Here is a 22,098-nt window from a genome sequence, read left to right as displayed (position 1 = left end):
TCACAGTTTTTCTAAAATCAACAACCCGCTACCCAACAACACCACGGGCAGGACAGCGCCACAACCCCCCCGCCCGTGAATGCCAAATTCACACTCTCTAACTCGCCATAGCCATCGACTTTGATTGTACGGGTTTATTTACCTTAGCGTACAAGCCAGCACAATTCAGGTCATGTTTTGCTTCTTCGGATTTTTGACAAATTTCCGCAATTTTTTTTGCTTTTAACACTGAAGTACCAAGTTGTTCAGCAAGCTTTCCGTGATCATTGTTTTTAATCGCTTTATGATCCTCAGGTGAGAGACGCCCATTTAATTGTTTTACCAAACCATCTAGCTCTTTTTGTAACGAAGGAGAACTTTCTAATTTTTCCAGTCGCGCTCTCGTTGGTAATCTAAGAACATCCTGCAACGCCCCGCTTGGCATACGTACCTCTTGCCCACGACGCTCTTGTTCAATGTAGTGTGCATTAAGGGCTTCTTCCTTTACACCTGCTGCAACCTTAGCATATTTACACAACACTTCAGCCAAATGTGGAACTGACTCTTCGGCTAATTTGCGTTCTTCATTCTTAATGCCCATGGTACTTTTCCCCGCTAAATTACCCATAATTTTAGGACTTGCCATTATTTGCTGAGCAAGTTGCTCACCCACTTCTGGATTTGTACTTATCTCCCGCAATTTTTCACTCATTGCTTCAGGGTTACCGTAAACAACCTGCGATAATCCCATAACATTTGCTTCAAGTACTCTAACAGAAGGATTTGCCGAAATTTTCTCAGAAAGCTGATTTTGCGTCAAAGCACCCAAATCTTCTTCCGGAACTAAGCACATTCCAAGATCTTTATCTGAGAGGACATTAATGTTAACGTGATCACCAAATTTGTAACTCTTTACCTCTTCTGGATTTAAATTGTCCTTTGGAATAATGGTAAATGTACCACCCACCCGAACCACAGCACTATTGCCTGTAGCTCCAACGTAAGTTCCTGCATACGATTTACCGGGATCCGCAAATTCAGGATCACTCTTAATTCCTAACTCTCTCAGATAATCCGTAGCCTCCTTCAAAGTAATCGCTTTTTCTGGATTAGAAATATCCGCAAAGAGGTTGCTGATATTAGTAACATTATTATTTTTAATCGCCTCTTCAGAAGCCAAATCCAGCCGTTCTTGTGATACAAGAGAGAAATCAAGTTTATGACCCGCCTCCTCAGCAAGATGGCGCAAAAATTCCTTGCTCGTCTCTTCGTTACCGTGCACAAAAGGACGTGTTTGCTCTAACAAGATGTACACCTGCCACGCTTGGTCAGAAAATTCCTCACGCGACAAACCTTTTAAATAGTTGCAATCAGAAAGCGACTGGTCCAAACTTCTTAAATTTCCCGTGACTTCTCCCCCTTTTGCAAAGAGCTCATCACCCATAGCGCCCTTTTTGGTCCTCGGCATACTGGCTTTAACACCATCTGAAAATGTGAATTCTTCACTACGAATGTGCCCGGCCCATTCAAAAACATCTTTATAAAGGCGATGATGAACCTCTTTTAAATACTTAGAATTCACTGTCCCTGTTATAGGATTATCCCGTAAATCAGAGAGCCCAGCGGCAACACTACGCTGACATTGCTCTTCCAATTCTTTCGCGTTTCTTATATCACGCTTGTTTTTCAGTACATTCGAGCTCGAAACGTAAAAACCTGCTTGGAAAGCCAAGTCGGCGTATACTGGTTCATGTGAATGTGCTTTTTTCATGATCATACTCCTTGCAACCTAGCGTTATCCATAAGAGCACTATTACTCAAATGAACAATCCCCTCACGCGTGTTCTTCAAATTTCGGATATTTCCAAATGTTACTTCAAAATGTAATGTGGCACCTTCAACAACCTAGACACCAATGAGTTCACGACGATACGCACCGCTCCGGCACTCTTCGACCCTTTATGGTTCAGGACGAAGAAAACAGCCAATTACCGTCATTTTCACAAAGTATCTTCAGGAAGAAGGACATTTCTGATGCATCTCACACATATCGGCCCCACTTCTACAACAAAACCCCGCAGCCTATTGCATTTAACAACCAATTTGCAGGCAACTAAAGCACCGACACAGAAGGATCTCGAAGTTATAAATCACACCGCCAAAATCCGGTCACGAGCCACAACCTGTGCAAAGCAATAAAGCCAATGAGCCACACCCACGAAAGCAGCAATTTTAAAATCACTTCACAGTTTTTCTAAAATCAACAACCCGCTACCCAACAACACCACGGGCAGGACAGCGCCACAACCCCCCCGCCCGTGAATGCCAAATTCACACTCTCTAACTCGCCATAGCCATCGACTTTGATTGCGCGGATTTACTCACCCTAGTACACAAAGCAGAACACTCTAGATCGCGTTTCATTTTTCCGGCTTCTTCGCAGATACTAACAATTTTCTCTGCCTTCAGTAATGACGTACCAAGACTTTTGGCAAGGCTCTTATAATCACGCGCTCTAATCGCCAACTGCTCACTCCGTGAGAGACGATCGTTAACCCGTTTAAGAAAGACATCAAGGTCCCTCTGTAACGAAGGAGAATTCTGCAAAGCCTCCTGTCGAACCATCGGCGAAAATTCAAGCAACTTCTGCAATCTAACACTCGGCATGAGGACCTCTTGTCCACGGCGCTCCCTCTCAATACGATCATCCTGAAGCACCTCCCGCTTCGCTTGAACAGCAGCATCCGCATAGCACTCAATTGCATCGCAAAGACCCGGCAAACTCGACTCAGCCACCCTACGATCATGGCTCTTGAAACAACCTAAATATTTTTTCCCCGCAAGCTTGCCAATAGATTTAGGCTGATCCTCAATTTGCTGCGCACAACTCTCGCCCAATTCTGGACTTGCGTTTATACACGCCAGAACATTGTTCAATGCGCTCTCGCTTCCATACACAAACCGCGCTAACCTCTCGACATTCATTCTAGCCATTCGAACAGATGAATTTTCTGCAATTTTTTCAGAAATTTCACGCCTCTTCAAAGACCCAAAACGTTCTCCCGGAATTAGACGATTTTCAAGTTGAGAATCAGCCAAGGCAGTGAAATGAACCTCCTCACCATATTTTAACGTCTTTATCTGTTCTGGCGTTAAATTATCCTTCGAAACGGCAAAATAAGCACTACCTACTCGCACTGTACAACAATTGTCACCAGAACCCACACAAACACCCGCATACGTTTCACCTGGAAGTGCCATCGCCGGGGTTCCCACGCCTCCATCTTGCCTTACATGGCTGACGGATTCCTTCAAGATCATCATTTTTTCCGGATTAGAAATATCTTCAAACAAACCGTTTACCAGACTAAAATCATTGTTTCTCATAGCTGCCTTGCAAGCATCATAAAGGCGATCTTGTTGTACAAGGGAGAAATCAAGTTTATGACCCGCTTCCTCAGCAAGATGCTGCATAAACACCTGACACACAAGTTTGTTACCCGCCACAAAGGGGCGCGTTTGATGCAAAAGGACAAACATTCTAGCCGCACCATCAACGAATTGCTCATGCGACAAACCCTTTAAATAATTACTATCCGTAAGCGACTGATCTAGTCTTTTTAAATTTTCTATTACCCCTTTTCCAGTCGCAAAAAGCCCAGAATCCACACCTTCTTTTGTAACAATTGGCATAGAAGCCTTAGAACCATCTGCAAAAACGAAATCTTCACTGCGAAGAATTCCCGCCCATTCAAAAACATCCCCATTAAGCCGCACGTGGAGATCTCTCAAATACCTGGAATCCATCGGACCACGCACAGGGTTACTCTGGAGACTAAACCTCGCAATTTCCTCACTACTCCGACGCTTTTGCTCCAATTCTGCCGCATCTTTTATAAGATACTTATTCTTCAACACACCAGTTTCAGGATAATGATAATGAGACGACAAATCAGCATATACGGGTTCTTGTAGCTTTGTTTTTTTCATGATTATATCCCTTATAATCTCGCATCATCCACCAGAGCGTCAATCACCCCTGACGAACACCCCCCTGCATATCCTTCCAAAATTTCCAGCGTTTCCGAGTGCGGTGTGATCCCTTTGACAACACGGGCACCGATAGTGATATCTACCGCTCTTCGATGCTTTTTCAATTCCTCTGAAATGCAAGGCAAAATATTTTTTGCTGTATTTTCTACCAATCACCTTCTCTTTTATTGTTTAATTCTTGTTTTTTGCCCTTTGAGGTAAATAAAATTTTGATTTTAATCACCCCCAAAAATACTACGTTGCTTGAACGGATCGTAATAAATTTCCGTAACCTTAAATTTTCTATCGACCCGTTTGCATTGCACGATGATATCAATCATGGAAATTAGCAAACCGCGAATATCTTCACGCTCTAAATCGCTCCCACCATCACTTTCTTTAACCAAAAGGGTCATTTGTTCGAAAGCTGCAAGCGCCGTTGACGCGTGGACTGTTGTAATTGAACCTGGATGACCAGAATTAACGTTACGGATATAATAAAAAGCCGTCCCATCGCGGAGCTCTTGTAAAAGGATACGATCAGGACGCATCCGCAAAGCAGCCTCAAGCAATTCTTTCGGACCAACAGAAGCCACCCCTTGACCGTCCTTCGAATAGATCATAGAAACATGATTATGCTGTGGCACAACCAATTCTTGTGTATCTTCGATGGTAATAATTCTCTCATCAGCGGGAATTATAGCGATCAGCGCTTTTGAAAGCGTCGTCTTTCCGGAACCTGTTTTCCCCGAAATGAGAATATTCTTCTGCATCTTGACGGCTAAATCAAAAAAGGAAACAAAATTTCTATCGCAATAAGCCTTTACCAAATCACATTCAGAATTTTTAAGTTCATGAAGACGGACTTTGTAATCACATAAAGGCGTGAATGACACCTGTTCACACATAGAAAACAAATCTCTACTTGCTAAATCCTCAAGTGAAAAATTGTGCGACGATGGCTTGCGGATTGTCATGCTAACTGTATCTTTTTCTACAGCCGGGGGAATAACAATCTGAATACGCTCATTGCCGGGCAAGGTAGCGGATAGTATTGGATTTTTATCAGATATACTTTGCTTGGAATAAGCCGCGACAACCTTGGCAATCCCCATTAATTCACTGAATGACAAAGCCGGAACTTTTACTGTTTGCCATCCACTAATACCCTCGATTATCGCTTCATAAGGGCGATTAATGACAATTTCAAAAAGGGTATCATCTTTCAAAAAAACACTAATAGGTTCCAACTTTGCCAAGACAACAGCAACAGTCTCGTCAATCACATTGGGATAATTTTGGTTCATTTATAAATCACCGTAGGGTTTTTGTAAAAATTCCCCGAAGAAGCCCGATTAAAAATCTGTTTTTTATCTTCAGTGACTTTCAGTTTATAAACACCAGAAAAATCTAAATCCCTAGCGACAAAAACGTTGACCATTTCACCTTGATTTTTAGTTAACGTTGGCGGAATATTCGCGTAATTCTCGGCAAAAATATTTGCAATATTCTGTCCAGAAGAAAGAGTATCAGAGTTCTTTGTCTCTTTTTCTTTGGACGATAAAAAACGTTCACCAGCGTAACGTGTTACATCTTTTACAATAGATACAAGAAGTGCAGATCCAATTCGTTCAAACCAATGATTATCGACATCACCATCCATACCAGAGCGCCCCAGAGCATCCGTTGCAGGTGAAGCCAGCGTTATAATGACACCATTTGGTGTTTTTGCCCTATTCCATAAAACAAAGAGGCGATTTTGTCCTTTTTTCAATCCAGCCCGATATTCCCCAACAATCTGTGTACCTTTATCAAGCAAAACAACGCGTCCATTATCCGACAAAATGTCTCTGGAAATGATACAGCTAACAAATCCCTGCTGATCGCTACTAATCGCCGTTTCAAGAATACATGGAATAGTTGTACCCATAGCGATGACGTAGTTTCTATTCCCAAGAATTGAAGCGCGAACACCTTCAGAAACTGTCGGCTTAAGAAGATGATTAAATCGCTGCGCTACTTCATCAATCTTACCTTCTAGTTTTGCCGGTGAAGATGCATTTTCTGGAGTCGTACTCGTTTGCGACTGATTTTGGTTAGAATAGGCCAATACAGGAGCGCGTTGAGCAGCTTCCAATAATGAGTTATCAAAATTTTGTTGCTCCGTTTTTTTTGGTGTAGGCAATTCAATTTTTGGCAGCAAAGATTGATTTTGTTTTGTTAATTCTAAAGATGCGACGGGCTTTGGATCCACGGGACGAAACAATTCTGTTTGTTTAATAACCCTCTCTCTCTCCCTTTTGGTTTCAACTGTCTTTTTTTCATTAGTTGAAAATGTTAGGTATACTAAATAACCGCACACACCCAAGAGAACGAGAAAAGCAACTGGCTTACCTATGTTAGAGTGATCTTTTTTTTTCCGACCGTCTTTTATTGTATTGCGATCATCGACGTTATTTTCATCCACTTCCTTACTCATGGCCGCTTCCTATGTTCACTTGACGTTGCACCGATGGTGATGTTGTGCCAGTTTCAGGATTAACCCCTGCAGGCATAAATCTTTTATTAAAAATGCACAGAACTTCGTTACCGCGACGCAAAGTAAACTGTAAAGCTGTGGCATGAACGATAACTTTATTTCCTTTAATAGTCTTCGGAACAAGGGACTCCTGCCCATCAAGAGACACAAGATAAATAGCGGGAATTTCTACGTTACCCCAGAATGTGAATGTTGTCGTTTTACCATTATCATAGACAGAGACAGGCTCAATCAAAGGTGAACCTTGTGCTTCATAAGCCCAATTACGTGGGCCAAAATCTTCATGAACATCAAAAACATCATCAATAAAGTCTTTTTCACGCTGCTCAGCTTTCGCTGCTTCAGCCATTTTTTGACGCAGCGCCTCATCTTCTGGATAACGAAACTTAACGAGGAAATATGTATCGTTTCCAGCTGAAACATCGCCTTCACGAATCTGCAATTCAAACTGATAAGATCGTTTTGTTCCATCTAGACGAGTTGTAACAACCTGCAAATTGGTTATAGGTTGGATTTCACGTGGTTTTAAAAAAATAAAGTGCCCGGCTGGTGCCACCTGCCAAGCAACAGAGTTACCAATTCCCACGTGGGTAACTTCTTCATTCTCAGCGAACTCAATCTGAACTGAAGAACGAATAGACCCGATGATCCGAGTAACATTATATGGATCATAATTGACAAATCTTATACGACTGTCCTTGCGTGCACTAATGGGCGTCGTTTCCGAAAATGAGACTGTTATACAACTCATCGCAACAATTAAAGTTAAAAAGACCACCTTTAAAAATCTAATCATTGCACCACCTCTGGATCGGATCTATATTCCGACACTTGAAACCCTAGCGGATTAACTAACCGATCTTCAGTTGCAATGCGTGCATTAACATAAGAAAAATTTAAAATTGCGACTTCATGAACAATAGCCTCTTTTCCCGTAAAATCCCTCACTTTTTTGTAATAGCGCACCTGGACAAGATCCGTGCTCAGAAAGGAAATCGATTTAATCGTAACTGTAACAATCATGTTCTGGTAAATGTTTTGCGGACTCTCCGGGTTGCTGCCCGAATACCATTTTGCAAAACGATTTTGCTCTGCTGGTGAAGATAAAAGGGAAACGATGCGGAAATTGTTTTGTGCTTCCGATGATTGAAAGCTTTCGCGTGCACGAACATACTTACCGGCAAAATAGCGCGTTATTGCTTTATCATAATCTTGTGGAGCATCTTTTAGTGCACTAACAGTATCTACGATACCTGTCGAATTATCAACACGAATAACAAACGGTTCTACCGTTTTTAGAGGCGTTAATGCCGCTACAGCCAAAGCCAAAGCAATCGTCATCAACCCAAAAAGTCCTGTTAAAATCATGGAAATCTTCATTCGCACCCGCATGCCATGCATACGATCAACATCGAACGATCGTGCTTCTTTTACATATTCGTCAAATGCATCGCTTTTCACGCTTGACCCCCGCAATTTTTGTAAGAGAGATCCTTGTAGCTTAATGAAGTCATGTTAACCACTTCATTGGTCCCTTGTTTTTCATTTTCCAACATGTTGAGAATGATCGGAGTTGAAACAGGTTTTTTAATATTCTCTCTTAAAACAGCACCTTTATTGTTCCAGTCCCACTTATCTTTGTTTAAAGCATGAGTATATTTGCCGTCGCACTTCGGCAATTTTTTATTACTATTAATAGTAGTACAACCAGCAATAAATATCGTTATAGTTGTAACAATAGTCGTCTTTAATTTCATCTTGAACTCACAAAAGATTAGAATGAAACATTAACCTCATGAAATACAAAATATTTCACTCAACACCCGCGCGGTGGGCATGACTTCCATCGCGCTCACCGCAAAAATATAGCTTATCGTAATAAATATTTATCATCAGAACCGTCCACGACCTCGAATTCCACTTTTTGCAGCTGTCAGTGCACCACTAGAGAGTCTTGAAGCAGCACTTCTTGTCGCACCCCCGCCGGCTCTAACACCACTTGACATCATCGTGAAGATCTGTCCTCCAGAAGATACTGCACCTTGAAGATACGGACCACCACTTGCAAGCGCCGAGGCAATTCCAGGAAGCATGCGAAACACGATACTGCCTATTATTGCAGTGACAACAACGGGCGGAAAAAGATAATAAATCGAGTCATATGAACCATTAAGAACATGCACGATAACTTTACACATAATTGTACCAAGCATCATGACCATAACCTGTAAAATCGTAAAATTAGCCAGCGTTGTAATCCATGCATCAGTAAATTTCCGCGTTGCATTAAACAAATATAAACTGATAAAAAGAGGCCCGAGACCTATGACCATAACAAGTGCAACTTTTGCGAACATTTGAACGATAAAACCAGCTATACAGAAAACGATAACTGCCAAAATCATTAAAGCACCAAGGAGTCCAACCATGACTTTTTCAAAAAACCAAGCAGCAGCCAAAACTTCTTGATAACGAGCATTTGTCTTCAACAAAAGATAATCAAAAACATTAGCATCAGCGGGACTACTGTTAAACGCATTGCCCACAGCCTTGGCCAAATCACCAAAAAAAATATCTTTGACATAAGTATTAAATGTATCTGCATTCGTTGCCATCGTCGTTACAACAACAACCTTAACGACGTTATTAAGCAAACTATTCATCGAAAGAGCAGTGCGACCCGTCATGACATTATAACCGTATAAAAATACGAAAATGATCGCAGCAAGATTCAACGGCGCAGAAATAGCAGAAGACAAACCAGCAACCGTCGTATTAACGACATCGTCAAGCGGGGACAAAATATAATTAGAGACACTTTCAAATGGAGCAGAAACAAAATCCGACATAAAACCACTCAATACCTACTTCAAAGCCTCTAAATTCACTCCGGAGTTTTTCAGTTTTTCTTCCAATTTTTTTGCCATTTCTTTATGCTCTTTTTGCTGACCCTCTTCACGGATCTCTTCTTTCGTTTTATCAGTTCTTGCTTGAATCATAGCAAGAGACTGAAGTTTCAAAACATCCGCTTGAAGTTGTGCCTGAATGACAGACAGCTCAACTTGAAGTTTTTGTAATTCTTCAGCTTTCTGTCCTTCAGCTTTCTGGTCTTCGGTTCTTTGTTTTTCGGCGCTTAGTCTTGCCTCTACTTCTTTAAGTTTTTTATTGATCTCATCAATCGCTTTCTTTGCTTTGTCAGCAGACTCATAAACGGATTCAGCAGCGTTTGACTTAACCTGATTTAATTTTTGTGTGTTCTCTAGAGCATTTTTATAATATTCGTCAGCGGTTGAATCGGACGAGCTCTGCGATACAGCATCAGAGATAAAAAACGAAGACAAAAGCACAAATAAACAACATTTTTTCATTGATTTTCTCTCCTTTGATGGAATATAGGCAACCAACGATCAGGGTCTTCCCCATATTCACTTATAATTTGATTCATCAGTTCAATATTTTTGGTTGTACCACTCAAAATAGCAACTTCATCACCCATCCCACGTAAATTAAGTTCCGCAACAACAGAATTCTGCCCCTGTTTTATGAGAAAACGCCGAGACTCCCTACTCAACTCAGACTGGATCAATTCAAATTCACGTTCAGTCAGTTTAAAATTTTCAACATAATCACTGTGATTTGCTTTTTGATTTGGGAAAAATATCTGAGTAGGACATTGTTCGATAATTGTGTGTGCAATTGTTGAATTGAGAGCGTCTTTTGGACTCTGCGTAGCAAAGAGCATCATGCCATTCTGTTTACGAATTGTCTTAAGACGATCCTGCGCAAAAGCCTTAAATGAATCGTCCTCAAGAGCTTTCCAAAATTCATCAATGACAATTATGATGCGCCGGCCATCAATGAGATCAAGAATACGATTGAATAAATACATCATGAGAGGGCGCCGAATTTCTTCGTTGTCTAAGAAATCGGTCATATCATAACCAATAAACTGAGCATCCAGACTTAAGTCATCGTAATCATTGTCAAAAACCCACCCTAAAGCATTTCCCTTGATCCACTGCTGCAATCTTATAGCAATCCCCTCTTTTGATGTGTTATCAAAAAAAAGTTGGAGAGCACCGAGCGAGCGTCGCTCACGAGGAAGACTTTCCAAAGCATCTATAGCCCTAGCAATATCTTGCCTCTCTTGTTCCGTTACCGTTTGCCCTTCAGTCGCAACAAGTTTTAAAACCCAGTTCCGGAGGAAAACTTTGTTTTTTTCCGTATATTCCATACCCTTTAATGGCGCGATACCAGTGGGATAACCATTTTTCAAAGGCTTATATTTTCCACCTCCAGCACGCACAAAAATCTCCGCTCCCTGATCTTTATCAAAAAAGACCATCGTCGGATTGTGCTTCTGTAACTGTGCAAGAAGAAAATTAACAATCACCGTTTTACCAGATCCAGACGGACCACACACAAAAGTGTTACCAAGATCAGCATAATGAAAATTAAAATAATAAGGTGATCCAGCTTGTGTTTTTAGCAACGCAACAGCAGGCCCCCATACATTACCGTCAATCTTCCCAACAGGAAACGAATGAAACGGTGATAATGCTGCAAAATTTCTGCTCGTAATTGCTCCTGAGCGCGCACGGTAACCAAAATTTCCAGGCAATTGCGCCCACCATGCTGCCTCTAATCCCAAATCTTCTCTAGCAATAACCGCCCCACCATTGGTTAAGTGGGCACGTGCCTTTGATAAATATTCCGTTAATTCTTTCGGGCGATCAGCAAAAATTGCCAAAGAAAGATGGTGTTCACCCAAAACAAAGCGATTTGACTCTAAATCGTCAAGCGCATCATCAAGCTCATCAATTTGCGAACTTGCACGATCCGCTGCATTAATCATTTGATTTTGCTTACGCCCCATAATTGTACTGGCAGCCGTCTTACTTTTAAAGACGAAAGACTGCGTTAATATGAACTCAAACGGAACTGTGAGTAAGCCATCCGTCATACCAGGACGCGTTTTAGACGGATACTCCTTCCACCCAAACATACCTACGAAACGTTCGTTGCTTTCATGGCGAATTTCGATGATTTCTTTACCAAAAATAACGCGATCTGAGTAAATTGTTGATGCAATGGTACCAAATGTAAGCGGAATACGTTCACGCCTCCCTCCCACCAATTGGTGCAAAAATTCACTTTGTTCGGCAAACAAAACACCGTCGTGTTCATAAACTGACAAGAGGCGCGCACCATAACTCTCTAACCCCTGTATGAGATCTTCACTTATATCCTCAACTTTGCAAACAGCTTCAGAATCTGGTTCAGATTGCGTTTTCTTAGCTCTCGTTAATCGCTGAAAAAACTCACCAATTTGTTCAGTTTTATCTGCCGCCGGATTCCATAACAACGAAATAAAAAGGTCATTCCTATATAAATCTTGCGAAACCATCCTCTTTTTGTATTTTTCATTTAATGCTCTTGCAAAAGACGAAGAAAACTGGCTCTCTGGATAAACGGTCTCACGTCTACGAATAATATGGGAATATAGAGCAACACGTTCATCAGCGATATTTTTTAATAAAATATTCAGTTGATCATGCAAGGAATTTAATTGATCGATATCCGCAGTATCAAAATTTACACCCTCAACGGAAATCACAGTCATTAAGCAACGCGAGCTCAGCGCGATAACATGTCTGTTAACGTAGCGTACGTAGGGAATATAATCCTCTGGCAAGGATTCCCGCTTCATAATTGACATTTGTATCAATAATCTAATTCCTTATAAGTACGAACAAGGCGCAATGGAGATGTAGACCCACCACCCCATCTAGCGAGATTTTTTTGCTTCCCCCGCGTATTAAGCCAAGCAAACAACACGCGAAACTGATTATGGTCGTATTTTGTGATTTCACGCAAAACGAAGTGCAACCCAACACCGAGACCAATCATTGTCAAATCACCCGTTAAAATAAAGACGACGGACGTAAACATGACATTGAGCGCCATCGCCTCCATCGTCACACCAGCGAACATAGATGGCCTAGTACATGCGAGGAAAAGGGTATCTTCGTTCATTTGCAACGGTCCCCACTAACTTCCCGCTGATGATCCCACTAATTTACTAACAACATTGGGAGCGCCAAAAACAATACCGATACCGAGAATGCAGTAAGCCGCTTTTCGCAAATCAATAAATCCGTACATCCACCCAATACCCACAGCAGCAACACATATAATCGCCATGAGCTTTGCGGTTGTACCCGTCATCATAGTGACAATATTCTGTAAAACGTCATCAACCTTCCCTAAAGTATTAGTGTTACCAGAAGCAGCATGAACAGGATCAAACACAACAACTGCCGTTAAAAGCATCATGATAACAATAAAACAGATATTCCTGGACGTATTGTCTGTCATTTTATCTCCCTTTTTTAAAAAACGTTTAGCCATACACTGATGACGCCAAAACCAAAAACCCTCTCCACAACAAGCCCCAGATTTCCTCCCTTTCAACCTTCCCTGCTTAATCGAAAGCTCAACAGCGGAAATGGACATCGGCTTATTTCCAAAATCCCTCACCCTGTAGATAAAAGCCTAAGGTTGCATTATATCATAAAAACTACCATAAATTGTGTTTTTTTATCAAAATGACAATATTTAAAATGTAAAAATAGTGCTTGCATTTACGGAATGTTGTTAATTTACAACAAATTCGATCTTAATTCCCTCTATTAAAAGAGAGGAGTGTGTCTGTGAAAATTTTAATGGGTATGAATATGGTGAATTTTTTCAGCAAATACGCAAAAAAAATACGATTTAAAATGATCGTTATTACGTACATTGCAGGCTCTTTATTATGGGGGGTCAGTCAGTACAAAGATGAAATCAATTTGAGTGCTTCCAAGATATTCACGATGCGAGATTTTCAAAACGCCATTGATATTCACTCAGAAAGAGAAAAGACTTTTAAATCTACAATTGAGCAAAAATTTGCAAAAGATGAGCAAATTCTGCAAATTCAGAATGATGTTAAGCTTAACAACACAGTGGTTTTTGACGGTATAGCGTCCGTTACGAGCGGCGTAACATTTAAATTAATAACCCCTGTTTCAGAGTCTTGGCGCACACACAGCGCCCGCAATATTCACTTATACGGTGTAGATACATGTGCACCGCGTCAAAGAGCAAAATTAAACGATCAAGAATGGCCCTGTGGTGCAGTTACGACAGCTTGGTTGGTTACCAAAACACTTGGTAAAAATTTGTCGTGCAAGCAAGCCATTGTGCACGACGGTATCAGCCACGCACAATGCTTCGTCCAAGGTATTGACTTAGCTGAAGCAGGACTCTCTGAAGGTATGCTGATTATATCAAAAAGTAACAAAAACTCCATTCCAGTACAGTACATCAACGCTGAAGAAATGGCACGAAAAAAGAAAGTAGGCATCTGGTCAAGTGACTTTACCGAACCTTTACAGTGGCGTAAAAATAACGGGTCATATAATCCTTTCGACGGGCTATAATTCGCATTTCTAGTGGTAGCTCACAAAACTACAACAAATACAAACAACCTCGTGGGACATCTTGACACGTTCCTTGTCGAAGCTTTTTCAAAAAAAACTTCATTAACAAAACAGAAAAAATCATTATCGGTAAGAAAGCCCCGCTAAAGTGCATTTTCGTATTAACTTAAGGCTTGAATCCGGAAGAATACCTATGTTTTTTTTGTGACGATACCGCGCTTAAGCCGAAAATAAGTAGCGCGGGAGATGCCGGTTTTTTCCCTAACAACTTTAAATGGAAATCCTCGTTTGATCAGCAGCAACGATATCCCTGTCTTTGGGTGCGGCTTTCTACCAAATTTTATACCTGCAGCCCTCGCAGCAGAGCGCCCATCGTTAGTACGTTCTAAAATACGCGCACGCTCAGCTTCCGCCACAGCGGCTAGAATTTGAACAATCATTTTCCCCATTATTCCTTCTGTACTAAGACCATTTTCTAAAAAATGCAGCGCTATTCCCTTTTTGTGGCACATATCAATGATGCGGATCATGTCAGCAGTGTTGCGCCCGAGACGATCCATCTTTGTGCAAATAATTGTATCATCTCTTTCTGCACGTCCAAGCAACCGTTGCAATCCTTCTCGCTCATCAGTAGTTCCCGTCATTATGTCCGTAAAAATGCGATCCTCTCGTACTCCTGCCCTTTTTAATTGTGCGATTTGAAGTGTCAGCTTCTGCTGACTAGTTGATACCCTTGCATAACCCAATAACGCCATTGCCTTAGTCTCATAAATCATTTTTAATACCAATTAAGTATCATAATATAAAAATACGACTTATGATACCATTTTTTCGGCGCTTTTTGTAAGTATCAAATATTATAATTTTTGAGATTATTTTTATGTAACTCAATTGGCTTACAATGCAAAAAAGTGCCTATTTGAGTGTGTATTTAGGTTGCATATAAAATCCCCGCAAAACTCCTGTTTAGTCGATAAGAGTCAATATCTATCCTGCTTCCAATCGTGAGTATGATCAGCAATAAATTTATATAAGCTGATTTGTTGAGAAAAATATGATTTTCAGCATATATAATAAACATATGTCTTAAGTACGTAGTATATATATAGCATATATCAAACATATTACATATGAATACGGTAAACTTGCAATTGCAAAAGGACAGTTATTGGGAATTGTTATAGTGTTGAATCAAAAGCTCTAAAACATCTCCAAATGCTAAAAGATTTTGTCCAGGTGGTGTTAATTTTTCAGCAATCGTCCGAAATTCTTCATCCACATCTGGTCGAATTGGAAAGGTTATGCGATTTGTTTTTGAACTACGTCGTTTAAATCGACCGTCAATACGACCAGATTTCGTTAAATTTGTAGACATCTTTAAACTTTCAAAAGACGCGTGGCGTGTTGTAAAGCCGCTCTGTTGCGCAATCTCATCAATATTGTGTCTGTCACGTTTTGGTGCTTTTGTTGTAGGCTACAAAGAAGATAGATCATTTAAAACATGAAATGTTGGTTTTCTTTCTTTTACCATTACACAACACCTTCTATTTTTAATGATCCCACTACATCAGCAGTAACTTGTTCTGCGTTTATTATGGCGGATTTATTTGACACGTCTTCCTCATTTAATTCATAAAGTATACATCCAAAACCAAAAATAGAAGAAAAAGCTGCTTCATTCATAAAACCATGATCCAAAACGGGAAGCTTTGCTTCAGCCAATTCCCTACGGGTTTCTTTTTCTTCGTGGGTTTGGATGACAGAACACTTCGAAAACATAATGCGATAAGGGATATCACTTCTTCTTGCTCTTCCTTCGCGTGCTATGAAAGAAACGACCTTTGCTGCTTCATGACTATCAAGTTTTGCCCCTGTCATAGAGATAACAGTCATATTAGAACGGCTAATAGCGTATGACGCTGTTATATTTTCCGATCCTTCAAGATCAACAACAACAAAGCCAAATGTATTTTCTGCTTCATCTATAACATCTATAATAGCGGTATTACAGTGTCATTTCCTTTTTTAAGGTTCATAAGGCGTTTTAAGTAAAACGCACGAAACTGGGTCATTAATACTGGTATTTGTTCGTGTAAGAATGGAAATGCGATGTTAATGGCTTGCATTGTAGTTTCAGTATGATATTGTAAGCACAATTTATTGTGAAATAAGTATTAGATTTAGAATTTCATTTTTAGAGAAGGGGAGGGGGATATGACGAAAGTCATTCTACTATGTGCGGCTATAGTAGCCGTTGGGGTTTGTGCTGGTTGTGAAAGCAAAGAAGAAAAAGCGAGAAAAGCTGCTCTAGAAAAATTTTTCTCCCAAGAGCCTGTGTCTACTGAATCACACGTAGGTTTTTAAAAAAAATCGCTGCTTAAAATATAAACGACAAAAAAAAGAGGCCATCGCCTCTTTTTCAATTATTATGGCAAAGTCATCGTTTTGTTTTGTCTGGTTCTGCGGAAATCGTATTTGCAACATCGTTGCCTTCTTCGTTTTTATTAGATTGAGAATTTCCGAATTCAAGCGTTTTCATGTCATCGTTTAGTATTTCCGGAAGGCTGTTAAGATTAAGTTTGTCTGCATTTTCCATACCAGGAACAGAAAAGGCGGATAAAATTCCCGTGTTTTTTAAGGATCCTTTAGCTGCATTAGCCGTTGCACGTCCAGCAAAATCAGTGAAAGATTTACCATTTGACTGACCGGACGTTGCTAGACGTGGAGTACCTCCTGTTACCCGTGGATTTTCGTGGTATTTAGGGGTATTTGCGCTTTTGGAATTATCTCCTGTCATTCGAGAAGCATTGAAAATTTCTCTAGCTCCACTCGGTTCGCCAAACCCTCTACCTATACCTCCCAGCATATCACCCACGCCGGTTTTTGGTGGTCCTATTCCGTTTCCAACAAGGGAGCTTGCTCCAGTGGCTGCACCTAATCCAGCTCCCGCCATTACTCCAATAGTTGAACCTCCGCTGTTGCTCGTACCGGAGATTAAACCGGCAGTGATTTCAGGAATAGTTTTTGTTAAATATGCGCATATCAAAGAGAGACCGACCCACCAAAGGCGAGAAAGCAAATGAACAAATATAGTTTCTCGTATCGTAATTATAACGATCATAACTGAAAACTATAGAAAATGCACGCTTTGATACGTCTTGACGTTTGTTTATTTTGTATTACACTGTAGTACGAAGGAATGGGAGATCATGGTAATGGCAAAAATTCAAGCACGCGTGCCCGACGAAATCCAGGACATTGCGAATGCAGTTATAAAATCTACAGGACTTACAGTGTCGGATGTAATACGCGTGTTAATGACAAATATCGCCAAAGATCAGGCACTGCCTCTCCATTTATTTCAACCAAATGCAGAGACGCTGCAATCTATTAAAGATGCGGAGACAGGTCACGTTCAATGTATATCATTGGACGGTTTACGCACCATGATCCGCAGTTACAAAGAAGAACATAAATCTGAAGAAAAAATTTAGGTGATGCGAAAGATCGTCTATACTAGGTCATTTCATCGTGACCTTAAACGAGAAAGTAAGGGACGATACGCTGGTGTTTTAGAAAAACATTTGCTCTACATTGTTGAAACACTAGCCAAAGATAAGCCACTAGAACCGCGTTTTCGTGACCATACTCTGACAAACCAGTGGCGCGGTTGCCGTGATTGCCATATTAAGCCAGATTTGGTTTTAATCTACCGAAAATTGGATACTGATATACTGGAACTCCTACGGATTGGTTCGCATTCCGAGCTGCGTTTTTGATCTACATAACTCACCACGTCACTGCGTAGGATTGTTTATTTGAATCATTTTTCTCTCATACTTCCTCCAAACCTCAGAATGTTGGAACGCATTGTCTTTCGATCCCTAAAAAAATTCATTATGCTCTAACATGGAACTTTACTTTATCCATATCTGTAAATATTTTATACATATTTATTGTGTATTTTTTAATAATAAGTGCATAATAAATAAATATTAAATATTCTGTATTTATTGTTTAAATAAGGAAAACATATGCCAGTAATTACCATGTGTTCAACAAAGGGTGGAGTTGGTAAATCAACGATAGCTTTAGTTTTATCGCAAGTATTTTCCGCCGCAGGGTCTCGGGTAAAGCTCATTGATGCAGATCCCAATCAACCACTTGTAACGTGGGCAAAACGATCAGAAAAGAAAATGCCTAGGAATATAGAAGTAATAGGAAATATCACTGAAAAAAATATCGTTTCTTGCATTGATACAGCCGTAGAAAAATTTCCGTTCGTTATCGTTGACCTTGAAGGTTCTGCTAATCTCGCAGCCTCTTTTGCTATAGGCAGGGCGGACTTAGTTTTAGTGCCTATGCGCGGAAAGCAACTTGATGGAGATCAAATAGGAAAAGTTATTTCCTTAATACAACAACAGAGTCAATTTTTCAGACGAAACATTCCTTTTCGTATCGTATTTTCAATGACAGGTGTTTTAAATAGTCGCGAGGCTCAGCATATACGGAAAATATTAGAAGAAGCTAATATTCCCATTTTACCAGTATCATTAACTGAAAGAGGCGCCTATAGTGCCATTTTTCAGATAGGAGGTTCGATTTTTGATTTATCATCTTCCGACGTCAATAATCCTCAGGCTGCACAAGAAAATGCAACAGCCTTTGCTCAGGCCGTCACAAAAATTTTGGATGATGAAGATTTACTAAAAGGTTAAAGTGATATGACAAGAAGAGCTAAAATTTCGTTGCCAAATTTAAACAAAATAGAACCATTTACCAAAGCACAGAAAAACTCTGTAGAGGAGCTAAGCAAACTAGGGCTGCAAAGTGGTTTTACGACACGGCATAATTCGGAATTAAGAACTGGAAGTGGTCGTAGACGCCGCAGTTTAAAAACCGCAAGGATAACGCTCGCACTTGAACCAAAAGTCAGAGATGTTTTTTGGGAATTGGCTGATGAACGCAACGAAGACGGTGGTGACTTTCTCAATCACCTCATAGAAAGTTACGTAAATAATAAATACATACAAAATACTTAATACTACATAAAACGCTTTGTACTTTAGAGACAGGAAATTAACGGTAAAATTATTGATGCTTAGTGGATTGTACATCGTAAGGAATTGTTGAACCTCCGCGTCATATAATGGATGATGGTGGGGAGGTGGATTTTTCCAAATATTACTAAAACTGCGGCTACTCCGCAAAATACACCATAAAATAGAAGTGCACAGAATGCAGAACTATGAGACGTACTTAATTCGCAAAAATGGGCACAGCAAGTATCAGGGGAAAAATTCTTTGATTTTCGGAAAGAGGCGCGATTTTACAACAAAACTCGGTGAACATCTCCTGGAAAGATAAAACAAGGCAATCGCCAAATAAAGATTACAAAGTGCCTTTCTTACGACCATGGATACATTGGAAAAGAAAGAAAAAGTCGCGTGAATTATAAAGATGATAAAAAATCACACTAACAACAACGACCCCGAGTCATCGAATTCTAGTTCTAAAAAAGCGGTGACAGTATAAAAATGAAAAATTATATGTTTTAGCATTCGTAACGGAATTTTCCTTATGGTGGGTATATTCCAGCATTTGTCCATTAATTTTTAAAATATTTTGTGGTGCATTTTATTCGCTGCCCTATATAACCGTACCGCACGGCAGTTGGGTGTTTTGCTGATACAGTTGATGACAGAGATGTCGTTTTTGCCTTTCGTGCTTGTAGATATTAGATCGGATGTAGTACGCCGTAGGGCGGTTCCTGTTCGTGCGATGATATTCACGCAATAGTGGAGAAGGATTAAAAAAGCTTTCCTAAAAATATGGTTACGCAAGTAGCCGCGATTAACTGTCTTGCATTTTCTACGTCCATGCGGAGGTAGTGGTGGGGGGGGTGTTTTTCGCGACTGGGGAGAAATAACTCCGTTTGTGGCGTTTTTCCGGAAAAGCGCAAGATCAAGAGTAGGTAGTAGTCAGTCGATCGTGAGAGAAACAGTTCTCTTGGCGGGTGGCGTGGTGTCGCGAGGAAATGCCTATGAAACGGTCAAAAGGCGCGCATTTTTCCCACTTGGTGGGTTATTCTCATCCCGGCGGTGGCATATTAAAAAATAAATATGGCACGACAAATTTTCAGGAGTTTGTAAAAAAATGTAAGTATGACGTCGAGCAGGCAAGGTATCAGTTGTATCAAGAGCCTTTGCCAGATCAGTTTAACACTTCCTATTTGCTGCATATTCATAGACGCTTATTTCTGAACACATTTGAGTGGGCTGGAAGGCCACGCAATGACCATTTTGAATTTTCTGATGGCAGTATTGCCCCAGTATATCAAATAGCAATGTCAGAATCTGGAATTCCTTGTGTAAGGTGCGAAGAGATTGACGAACACCTAAAAAAAATAGACCAACTATTGGAAAAAAGTAATTATTTCAGAGGATTATCACGCGAAGAGTTCGTAAAAAATGCAGCAAAAGTATGGCATTCTCTCAATTGTATGCATTTATTTGTAGCAGGAAACCAACATACACAGGAGGTATTTTTGGAAAAACTTGCGGAAAGTGCAGGTTATAGTTTTGATTTTTCACTCATAACAAAAGCACATGCAGACATTGTAGGTCGCATTGCTGCAAAACATAATGATTTGAATCCTATGATAGAAGCGCTTAATGACGTTTCCGACCAAAAAAAAGTGCCCATTTTAAAGGAATTTATGAACGGTGTGCAAAGCATCATAGGAGATGATATTCATAATCACATTATTGTAAGCGCAAATAAGGGTAGAACGTACCATGGCACTTATCTCGACGTTAGTGAGTCCAGCTTTGCTGTCAAAATCGGTGATACTTTTGTAGTAAGTTACAAAGATGATCTGGCAACTAGGCAACTAAAAACATTACGACACGGTGACGAATTAACTTATACAGCTGTAATGTCTGAAGATATGGAGAATGTTCTCATCCCAGCTGAAGAAGTGGATCCTCTCACGAAAGAAGAAATTTCTGAAATGCTGCAAAAAGATGCAGCCATTCAAACAGCTGAAGAATGTGTTCAGCATTATGCTCAGCGCGTCTATGGTAGCTCTGATGCACTGAAAAATCAGCTGATGAAAATCAATACAACTCCGAGTCTTGGGAACATTTTGCAAGACCAAATTCTACGCTCTCCTAGCTCCGTTCATAAGCTTGCCGGTTTCACTTTTTGTGGCATTGCAAATGCAAGATACCAGGACGCCGAACGCAATGTCTTCAATTTGGCAGAAGCGGTCGAAAATTATTGCGGCGCTGTAAGGTATGTTACAAGAGAAATCGCAAAAGAGCACGAAGAAGAAAAAATGCGCTGCATGGTTCGAGTGAATGTTCCAAGTAACGAACTACAAGACGTTCTTAGTTTGCCACACAAGATGCGACAAGAATCCCTAAGACGGTATTCTAATTTACAGAAAGAGCTCGTCGATTTTATAAAGCAAGTCGATACCCGTCTATCTGACAAAGAAAAAAGGAGTGTCAAGAATAAAAATCATAAAGAGCTTGCCAAAAGTCTTGGTGTGTCACCGCACAGGGCAAACAAAATTATAAAGGCTATCCAACAAGCCAGAGACGCATACCTACAGCGACAAATTCAAATACCTCAATACAGGGGTATTCAAAAAGTCATGACAGCAAAAATATAAGAAACACAAAATTTCATGTTTTCGTTGTTATTTTTATGAATGTGACACCGTTTCGACGGTGTTGCGTTCGTGGGTTTATTTTTTCTGCTGATACCATCAATAAAGCCTGGAAAAAGTTTTTTGTCGTTTCATGCAGATTGCTTATTTTTTTTTGCGCCCTAAGTAGCTGGTCGTCAGATTGTCGGTGCTGATGCTGGATACTGTGAATTCAGAGCTGTACTGTCTCGTGTGGGGGCGGTGTTGCGCACTTTTTTAGCCCTGTATTTGATCCGGCTAGCGTGGCTTTGCGATTATTCGCAGGGGGTGGTCATCAGTAAAAAGCGTCGTTTGTAGGGGAGGATATCATAATAATCATGGCGTTTTTACATCAGCGCCACAATACGAGG

24 protein-coding genes are annotated in these 22,098 nt (G+C 40.4%); 7 read left to right on the top strand and 17 right to left on the bottom strand.

Annotation, left to right across the window (positions count from 1 at the left end; genetic code table 11):
• Positions 1-97 precede the first annotated feature (97 nt).
• The 13 genes from WCP75_RS04470 to WCP75_RS04410 all read right to left on the bottom strand — a co-directional run bounded on the left by WCP75_RS04470 (position 98) and on the right by WCP75_RS04410 (position 12,928).
• Positions 98-1,750, bottom strand: a complete 1,653-nt coding sequence (locus WCP75_RS04470; protein WP_336277045.1) for a BID domain-containing T4SS effector — start codon at positions 1,748-1,750, stop codon at positions 98-100.
• Between the two features lie 569 nt (positions 1,751-2,319).
• Positions 2,320-3,969, bottom strand: a complete 1,650-nt coding sequence (locus tag WCP75_RS04465) for a BID domain-containing T4SS effector (protein ID WP_336277044.1) — start codon at positions 3,967-3,969, stop codon at positions 2,320-2,322.
• A gap of 11 nt (positions 3,970-3,980) precedes the next feature.
• On the bottom strand, positions 3,981-4,184 hold the full coding sequence (locus tag WCP75_RS04460) for a hypothetical protein (protein WP_336277043.1): 204 nt from the start codon (positions 4,182-4,184) through the stop codon (positions 3,981-3,983).
• Positions 4,185-4,247: 63 nt separating this feature from the next.
• Positions 4,248-5,318, bottom strand: coding sequence for a P-type DNA transfer ATPase VirB11 (virB11, locus tag WCP75_RS04455; RefSeq protein ID WP_336277042.1), 1,071 nt, complete (start codon positions 5,316-5,318; stop codon positions 4,248-4,250).
• Positions 5,315-6,490, bottom strand: coding sequence for a type IV secretion system protein VirB10 (gene virB10, locus WCP75_RS04450; protein WP_336277041.1), 1,176 nt, complete (start codon positions 6,488-6,490; stop codon positions 5,315-5,317). The genes virB11 and virB10 overlap by 4 nt, the downstream gene beginning before the upstream one ends.
• Positions 6,483-7,346: a P-type conjugative transfer protein VirB9 gene (gene virB9, locus WCP75_RS04445; protein ID WP_336277040.1), complete on the bottom strand. Its 864-nt coding sequence runs from the start codon at positions 7,344-7,346 to the stop codon at positions 6,483-6,485. Before virB9 ends, virB10 begins: the two co-directional genes overlap by 8 nt.
• A complete protein-coding gene (locus WCP75_RS04440) occupies positions 7,343-8,011 on the bottom strand; it encodes a VirB8 family type IV secretion system protein (RefSeq protein ID WP_336277039.1) in 669 nt (222 codons plus the stop codon). The genes virB9 and WCP75_RS04440 overlap by 4 nt, the downstream gene beginning before the upstream one ends.
• On the bottom strand, positions 8,008-8,307 hold the full coding sequence (locus WCP75_RS04435) for a type IV secretion system protein VirB7 (RefSeq protein ID WP_336277038.1): 300 nt from the start codon (positions 8,305-8,307) through the stop codon (positions 8,008-8,010). Before WCP75_RS04435 ends, WCP75_RS04440 begins: the two co-directional genes overlap by 4 nt.
• Positions 8,308-8,442: 135 nt before the next feature.
• The gene (locus WCP75_RS04430; RefSeq protein WP_336277037.1) at positions 8,443-9,399 is read right to left on the bottom strand and encodes a TrbL/VirB6 family protein; all 957 of its coding nucleotides are present in this window, start codon (positions 9,397-9,399) and stop codon (positions 8,443-8,445) included.
• Positions 9,400-9,414: 15 nt separating this feature from the next.
• Positions 9,415-9,918, bottom strand: coding sequence for a type IV secretion system protein VirB5 (locus tag WCP75_RS04425; RefSeq protein WP_336277036.1), 504 nt, complete (start codon positions 9,916-9,918; stop codon positions 9,415-9,417).
• Positions 9,915-12,269, bottom strand: a complete 2,355-nt coding sequence (locus tag WCP75_RS04420; RefSeq protein WP_336277035.1) for a VirB4 family type IV secretion/conjugal transfer ATPase — start codon at positions 12,267-12,269, stop codon at positions 9,915-9,917. Before WCP75_RS04420 ends, WCP75_RS04425 begins: the two co-directional genes overlap by 4 nt.
• A 5-nt stretch (positions 12,270-12,274) precedes the next feature.
• Positions 12,275-12,586, bottom strand: coding sequence for a VirB3 family type IV secretion system protein (locus WCP75_RS04415; protein ID WP_336277034.1), 312 nt, complete (start codon positions 12,584-12,586; stop codon positions 12,275-12,277).
• Between the two features lie 15 nt (positions 12,587-12,601).
• A complete protein-coding gene (locus WCP75_RS04410) occupies positions 12,602-12,928 on the bottom strand; it encodes a TrbC/VirB2 family protein (protein WP_336277033.1) in 327 nt (108 codons plus the stop codon).
• A 362-nt stretch (positions 12,929-13,290) separates the two neighbouring features.
• On the opposite strand from WCP75_RS04410, the gene WCP75_RS04405 reads away from it, so the two are divergent.
• Positions 13,291-14,034 carry a hypothetical protein gene (locus WCP75_RS04405; protein ID WP_336277047.1) on the top strand — a complete coding sequence of 248 codons (744 nt, stop codon included), beginning with the start codon at positions 13,291-13,293 and terminating at the stop codon, positions 14,032-14,034.
• A 191-nt stretch (positions 14,035-14,225) separates the two neighbouring features.
• On the opposite strand, the gene WCP75_RS04400 is transcribed toward WCP75_RS04405, so the two are convergent.
• The 3 genes from WCP75_RS04400 to WCP75_RS04390 all read right to left on the bottom strand — a co-directional run bounded on the left by WCP75_RS04400 (position 14,226) and on the right by WCP75_RS04390 (position 15,927).
• Positions 14,226-14,810 (bottom strand): recombinase family protein, encoded by a 585-nt coding sequence (locus tag WCP75_RS04400; protein WP_336277032.1) that lies wholly within the window; start codon positions 14,808-14,810, stop codon positions 14,226-14,228.
• A 389-nt stretch (positions 14,811-15,199) separates the two neighbouring features.
• Positions 15,200-15,409 carry a hypothetical protein gene (locus tag WCP75_RS04395; RefSeq protein ID WP_336277031.1) on the bottom strand — a complete coding sequence of 70 codons (210 nt, stop codon included), beginning with the start codon at positions 15,407-15,409 and terminating at the stop codon, positions 15,200-15,202.
• Between the two features lie 155 nt (positions 15,410-15,564).
• Entirely contained in the window at positions 15,565-15,927 is a 363-nt protein-coding gene (locus WCP75_RS04390; RefSeq protein WP_336277030.1) for a hypothetical protein, read from the bottom strand.
• Between the two features lie 321 nt (positions 15,928-16,248).
• Between WCP75_RS04390 and WCP75_RS04385 the strand changes: the two genes are divergently transcribed.
• The gene (locus WCP75_RS04385; RefSeq protein ID WP_336277029.1) at positions 16,249-16,398 is read left to right on the top strand and encodes a hypothetical protein; all 150 of its coding nucleotides are present in this window, start codon (positions 16,249-16,251) and stop codon (positions 16,396-16,398) included.
• Positions 16,399-16,471: 73 nt separating this feature from the next.
• Here the strand turns inward: WCP75_RS04385 and WCP75_RS04380 are convergent, their stop codons facing one another.
• Positions 16,472-17,155 (bottom strand): TrbL/VirB6 family protein, encoded by a 684-nt coding sequence (locus tag WCP75_RS04380; RefSeq protein WP_336277028.1) that lies wholly within the window; start codon positions 17,153-17,155, stop codon positions 16,472-16,474.
• Positions 17,156-17,249: 94 nt separating this feature from the next.
• Between WCP75_RS04380 and WCP75_RS04375 the strand changes: the two genes are divergently transcribed.
• The 5 genes from WCP75_RS04375 (at position 17,250) to WCP75_RS04355 (ending at position 21,712) form a co-directional block, all read left to right on the top strand.
• Positions 17,250-17,528 (top strand): type II toxin-antitoxin system RelB/DinJ family antitoxin, encoded by a 279-nt coding sequence (locus WCP75_RS04375; protein WP_336277027.1) that lies wholly within the window; start codon positions 17,250-17,252, stop codon positions 17,526-17,528.
• A gap of 3 nt (positions 17,529-17,531) precedes the next feature.
• On the top strand, positions 17,532-17,813 hold the full coding sequence (locus tag WCP75_RS04370) for a type II toxin-antitoxin system YafQ family toxin (protein WP_336277046.1): 282 nt from the start codon (positions 17,532-17,534) through the stop codon (positions 17,811-17,813).
• A gap of 255 nt (positions 17,814-18,068) precedes the next feature.
• Positions 18,069-18,752 (top strand): nucleotide-binding protein, encoded by a 684-nt coding sequence (locus WCP75_RS04365; RefSeq protein WP_336277026.1) that lies wholly within the window; start codon positions 18,069-18,071, stop codon positions 18,750-18,752.
• Between the two features lie 6 nt (positions 18,753-18,758).
• A complete protein-coding gene (locus tag WCP75_RS04360; RefSeq protein ID WP_336277025.1) occupies positions 18,759-19,076 on the top strand; it encodes a hypothetical protein in 318 nt (105 codons plus the stop codon).
• Positions 19,077-20,077: 1,001 nt separating this feature from the next.
• The gene (locus tag WCP75_RS04355) at positions 20,078-21,712 is read left to right on the top strand and encodes a BID domain-containing T4SS effector (RefSeq protein WP_336277024.1); all 1,635 of its coding nucleotides are present in this window, start codon (positions 20,078-20,080) and stop codon (positions 21,710-21,712) included.
• Positions 21,713-22,098: the final 386 nt, after the last annotated feature.

It is taken from the genome of Bartonella numerosa, from assembly GCF_037070845.1.
In the GTDB taxonomy this organism is placed as follows: domain Bacteria; phylum Pseudomonadota; class Alphaproteobacteria; order Rhizobiales; family Rhizobiaceae; genus Bartonella.
This window is presented reverse-complemented; position numbering and strand designations above follow the sequence as displayed.

What these genes read in the sequence shown, in the direction of transcription:
- WCP75_RS04375 (WP_336277027.1), top strand. Translation starts at nt 17,250, where the DNA reads ATGGCAAAAATTCAAGCACGCGTGCCCGACGAAATCCAGGACATTGCG.
- WCP75_RS04435 (WP_336277038.1), bottom strand. Translation starts at nt 8,307, where the DNA reads ATGAAATTAAAGACGACTATTGTTACAACTATAACGATATTTATTGCT.
- virB9 (WP_336277040.1), bottom strand. Translation starts at nt 7,346, where the DNA reads ATGATTAGATTTTTAAAGGTGGTCTTTTTAACTTTAATTGTTGCGATG.
- WCP75_RS04410 (WP_336277033.1), bottom strand. Translation starts at nt 12,928, where the DNA reads ATGACAGACAATACGTCCAGGAATATCTGTTTTATTGTTATCATGATG.
- WCP75_RS04365 (WP_336277026.1), top strand. Translation starts at nt 18,069, where the DNA reads ATGCCAGTAATTACCATGTGTTCAACAAAGGGTGGAGTTGGTAAATCA.
- WCP75_RS04470 (WP_336277045.1), bottom strand. Translation starts at nt 1,750, where the DNA reads ATGAAAAAAGCACATTCACATGAACCAGTATACGCCGACTTGGCTTTC.
- WCP75_RS04380 (WP_336277028.1), bottom strand. Translation starts at nt 17,155, where the DNA reads ATGATCGTTATAATTACGATACGAGAAACTATATTTGTTCATTTGCTT.
- virB10 (WP_336277041.1), bottom strand. Translation starts at nt 6,490, where the DNA reads ATGAGTAAGGAAGTGGATGAAAATAACGTCGATGATCGCAATACAATA.
- WCP75_RS04370 (WP_336277046.1), top strand. Translation starts at nt 17,532, where the DNA reads ATGCGAAAGATCGTCTATACTAGGTCATTTCATCGTGACCTTAAACGA.
- WCP75_RS04420 (WP_336277035.1), bottom strand. Translation starts at nt 12,269, where the DNA reads ATGTCAATTATGAAGCGGGAATCCTTGCCAGAGGATTATATTCCCTAC.
- WCP75_RS04355 (WP_336277024.1), top strand. Translation starts at nt 20,078, where the DNA reads ATGAAACGGTCAAAAGGCGCGCATTTTTCCCACTTGGTGGGTTATTCT.
- WCP75_RS04400 (WP_336277032.1), bottom strand. Translation starts at nt 14,810, where the DNA reads ATGATTTATGAGACTAAGGCAATGGCGTTATTGGGTTATGCAAGGGTA.
- WCP75_RS04360 (WP_336277025.1), top strand. Translation starts at nt 18,759, where the DNA reads ATGACAAGAAGAGCTAAAATTTCGTTGCCAAATTTAAACAAAATAGAA.
- WCP75_RS04415 (WP_336277034.1), bottom strand. Translation starts at nt 12,586, where the DNA reads ATGAACGAAGATACCCTTTTCCTCGCATGTACTAGGCCATCTATGTTC.
- WCP75_RS04385 (WP_336277029.1), top strand. Translation starts at nt 16,249, where the DNA reads ATGACGAAAGTCATTCTACTATGTGCGGCTATAGTAGCCGTTGGGGTT.
- WCP75_RS04425 (WP_336277036.1), bottom strand. Translation starts at nt 9,918, where the DNA reads ATGAAAAAATGTTGTTTATTTGTGCTTTTGTCTTCGTTTTTTATCTCT.
- WCP75_RS04465 (WP_336277044.1), bottom strand. Translation starts at nt 3,969, where the DNA reads ATGAAAAAAACAAAGCTACAAGAACCCGTATATGCTGATTTGTCGTCT.
- WCP75_RS04395 (WP_336277031.1), bottom strand. Translation starts at nt 15,409, where the DNA reads ATGTCTACAAATTTAACGAAATCTGGTCGTATTGACGGTCGATTTAAA.
- virB11 (WP_336277042.1), bottom strand. Translation starts at nt 5,318, where the DNA reads ATGAACCAAAATTATCCCAATGTGATTGACGAGACTGTTGCTGTTGTC.
- WCP75_RS04390 (WP_336277030.1), bottom strand. Translation starts at nt 15,927, where the DNA reads ATGACTGTTATCTCTATGACAGGGGCAAAACTTGATAGTCATGAAGCA.
- WCP75_RS04430 (WP_336277037.1), bottom strand. Translation starts at nt 9,399, where the DNA reads ATGTCGGATTTTGTTTCTGCTCCATTTGAAAGTGTCTCTAATTATATT.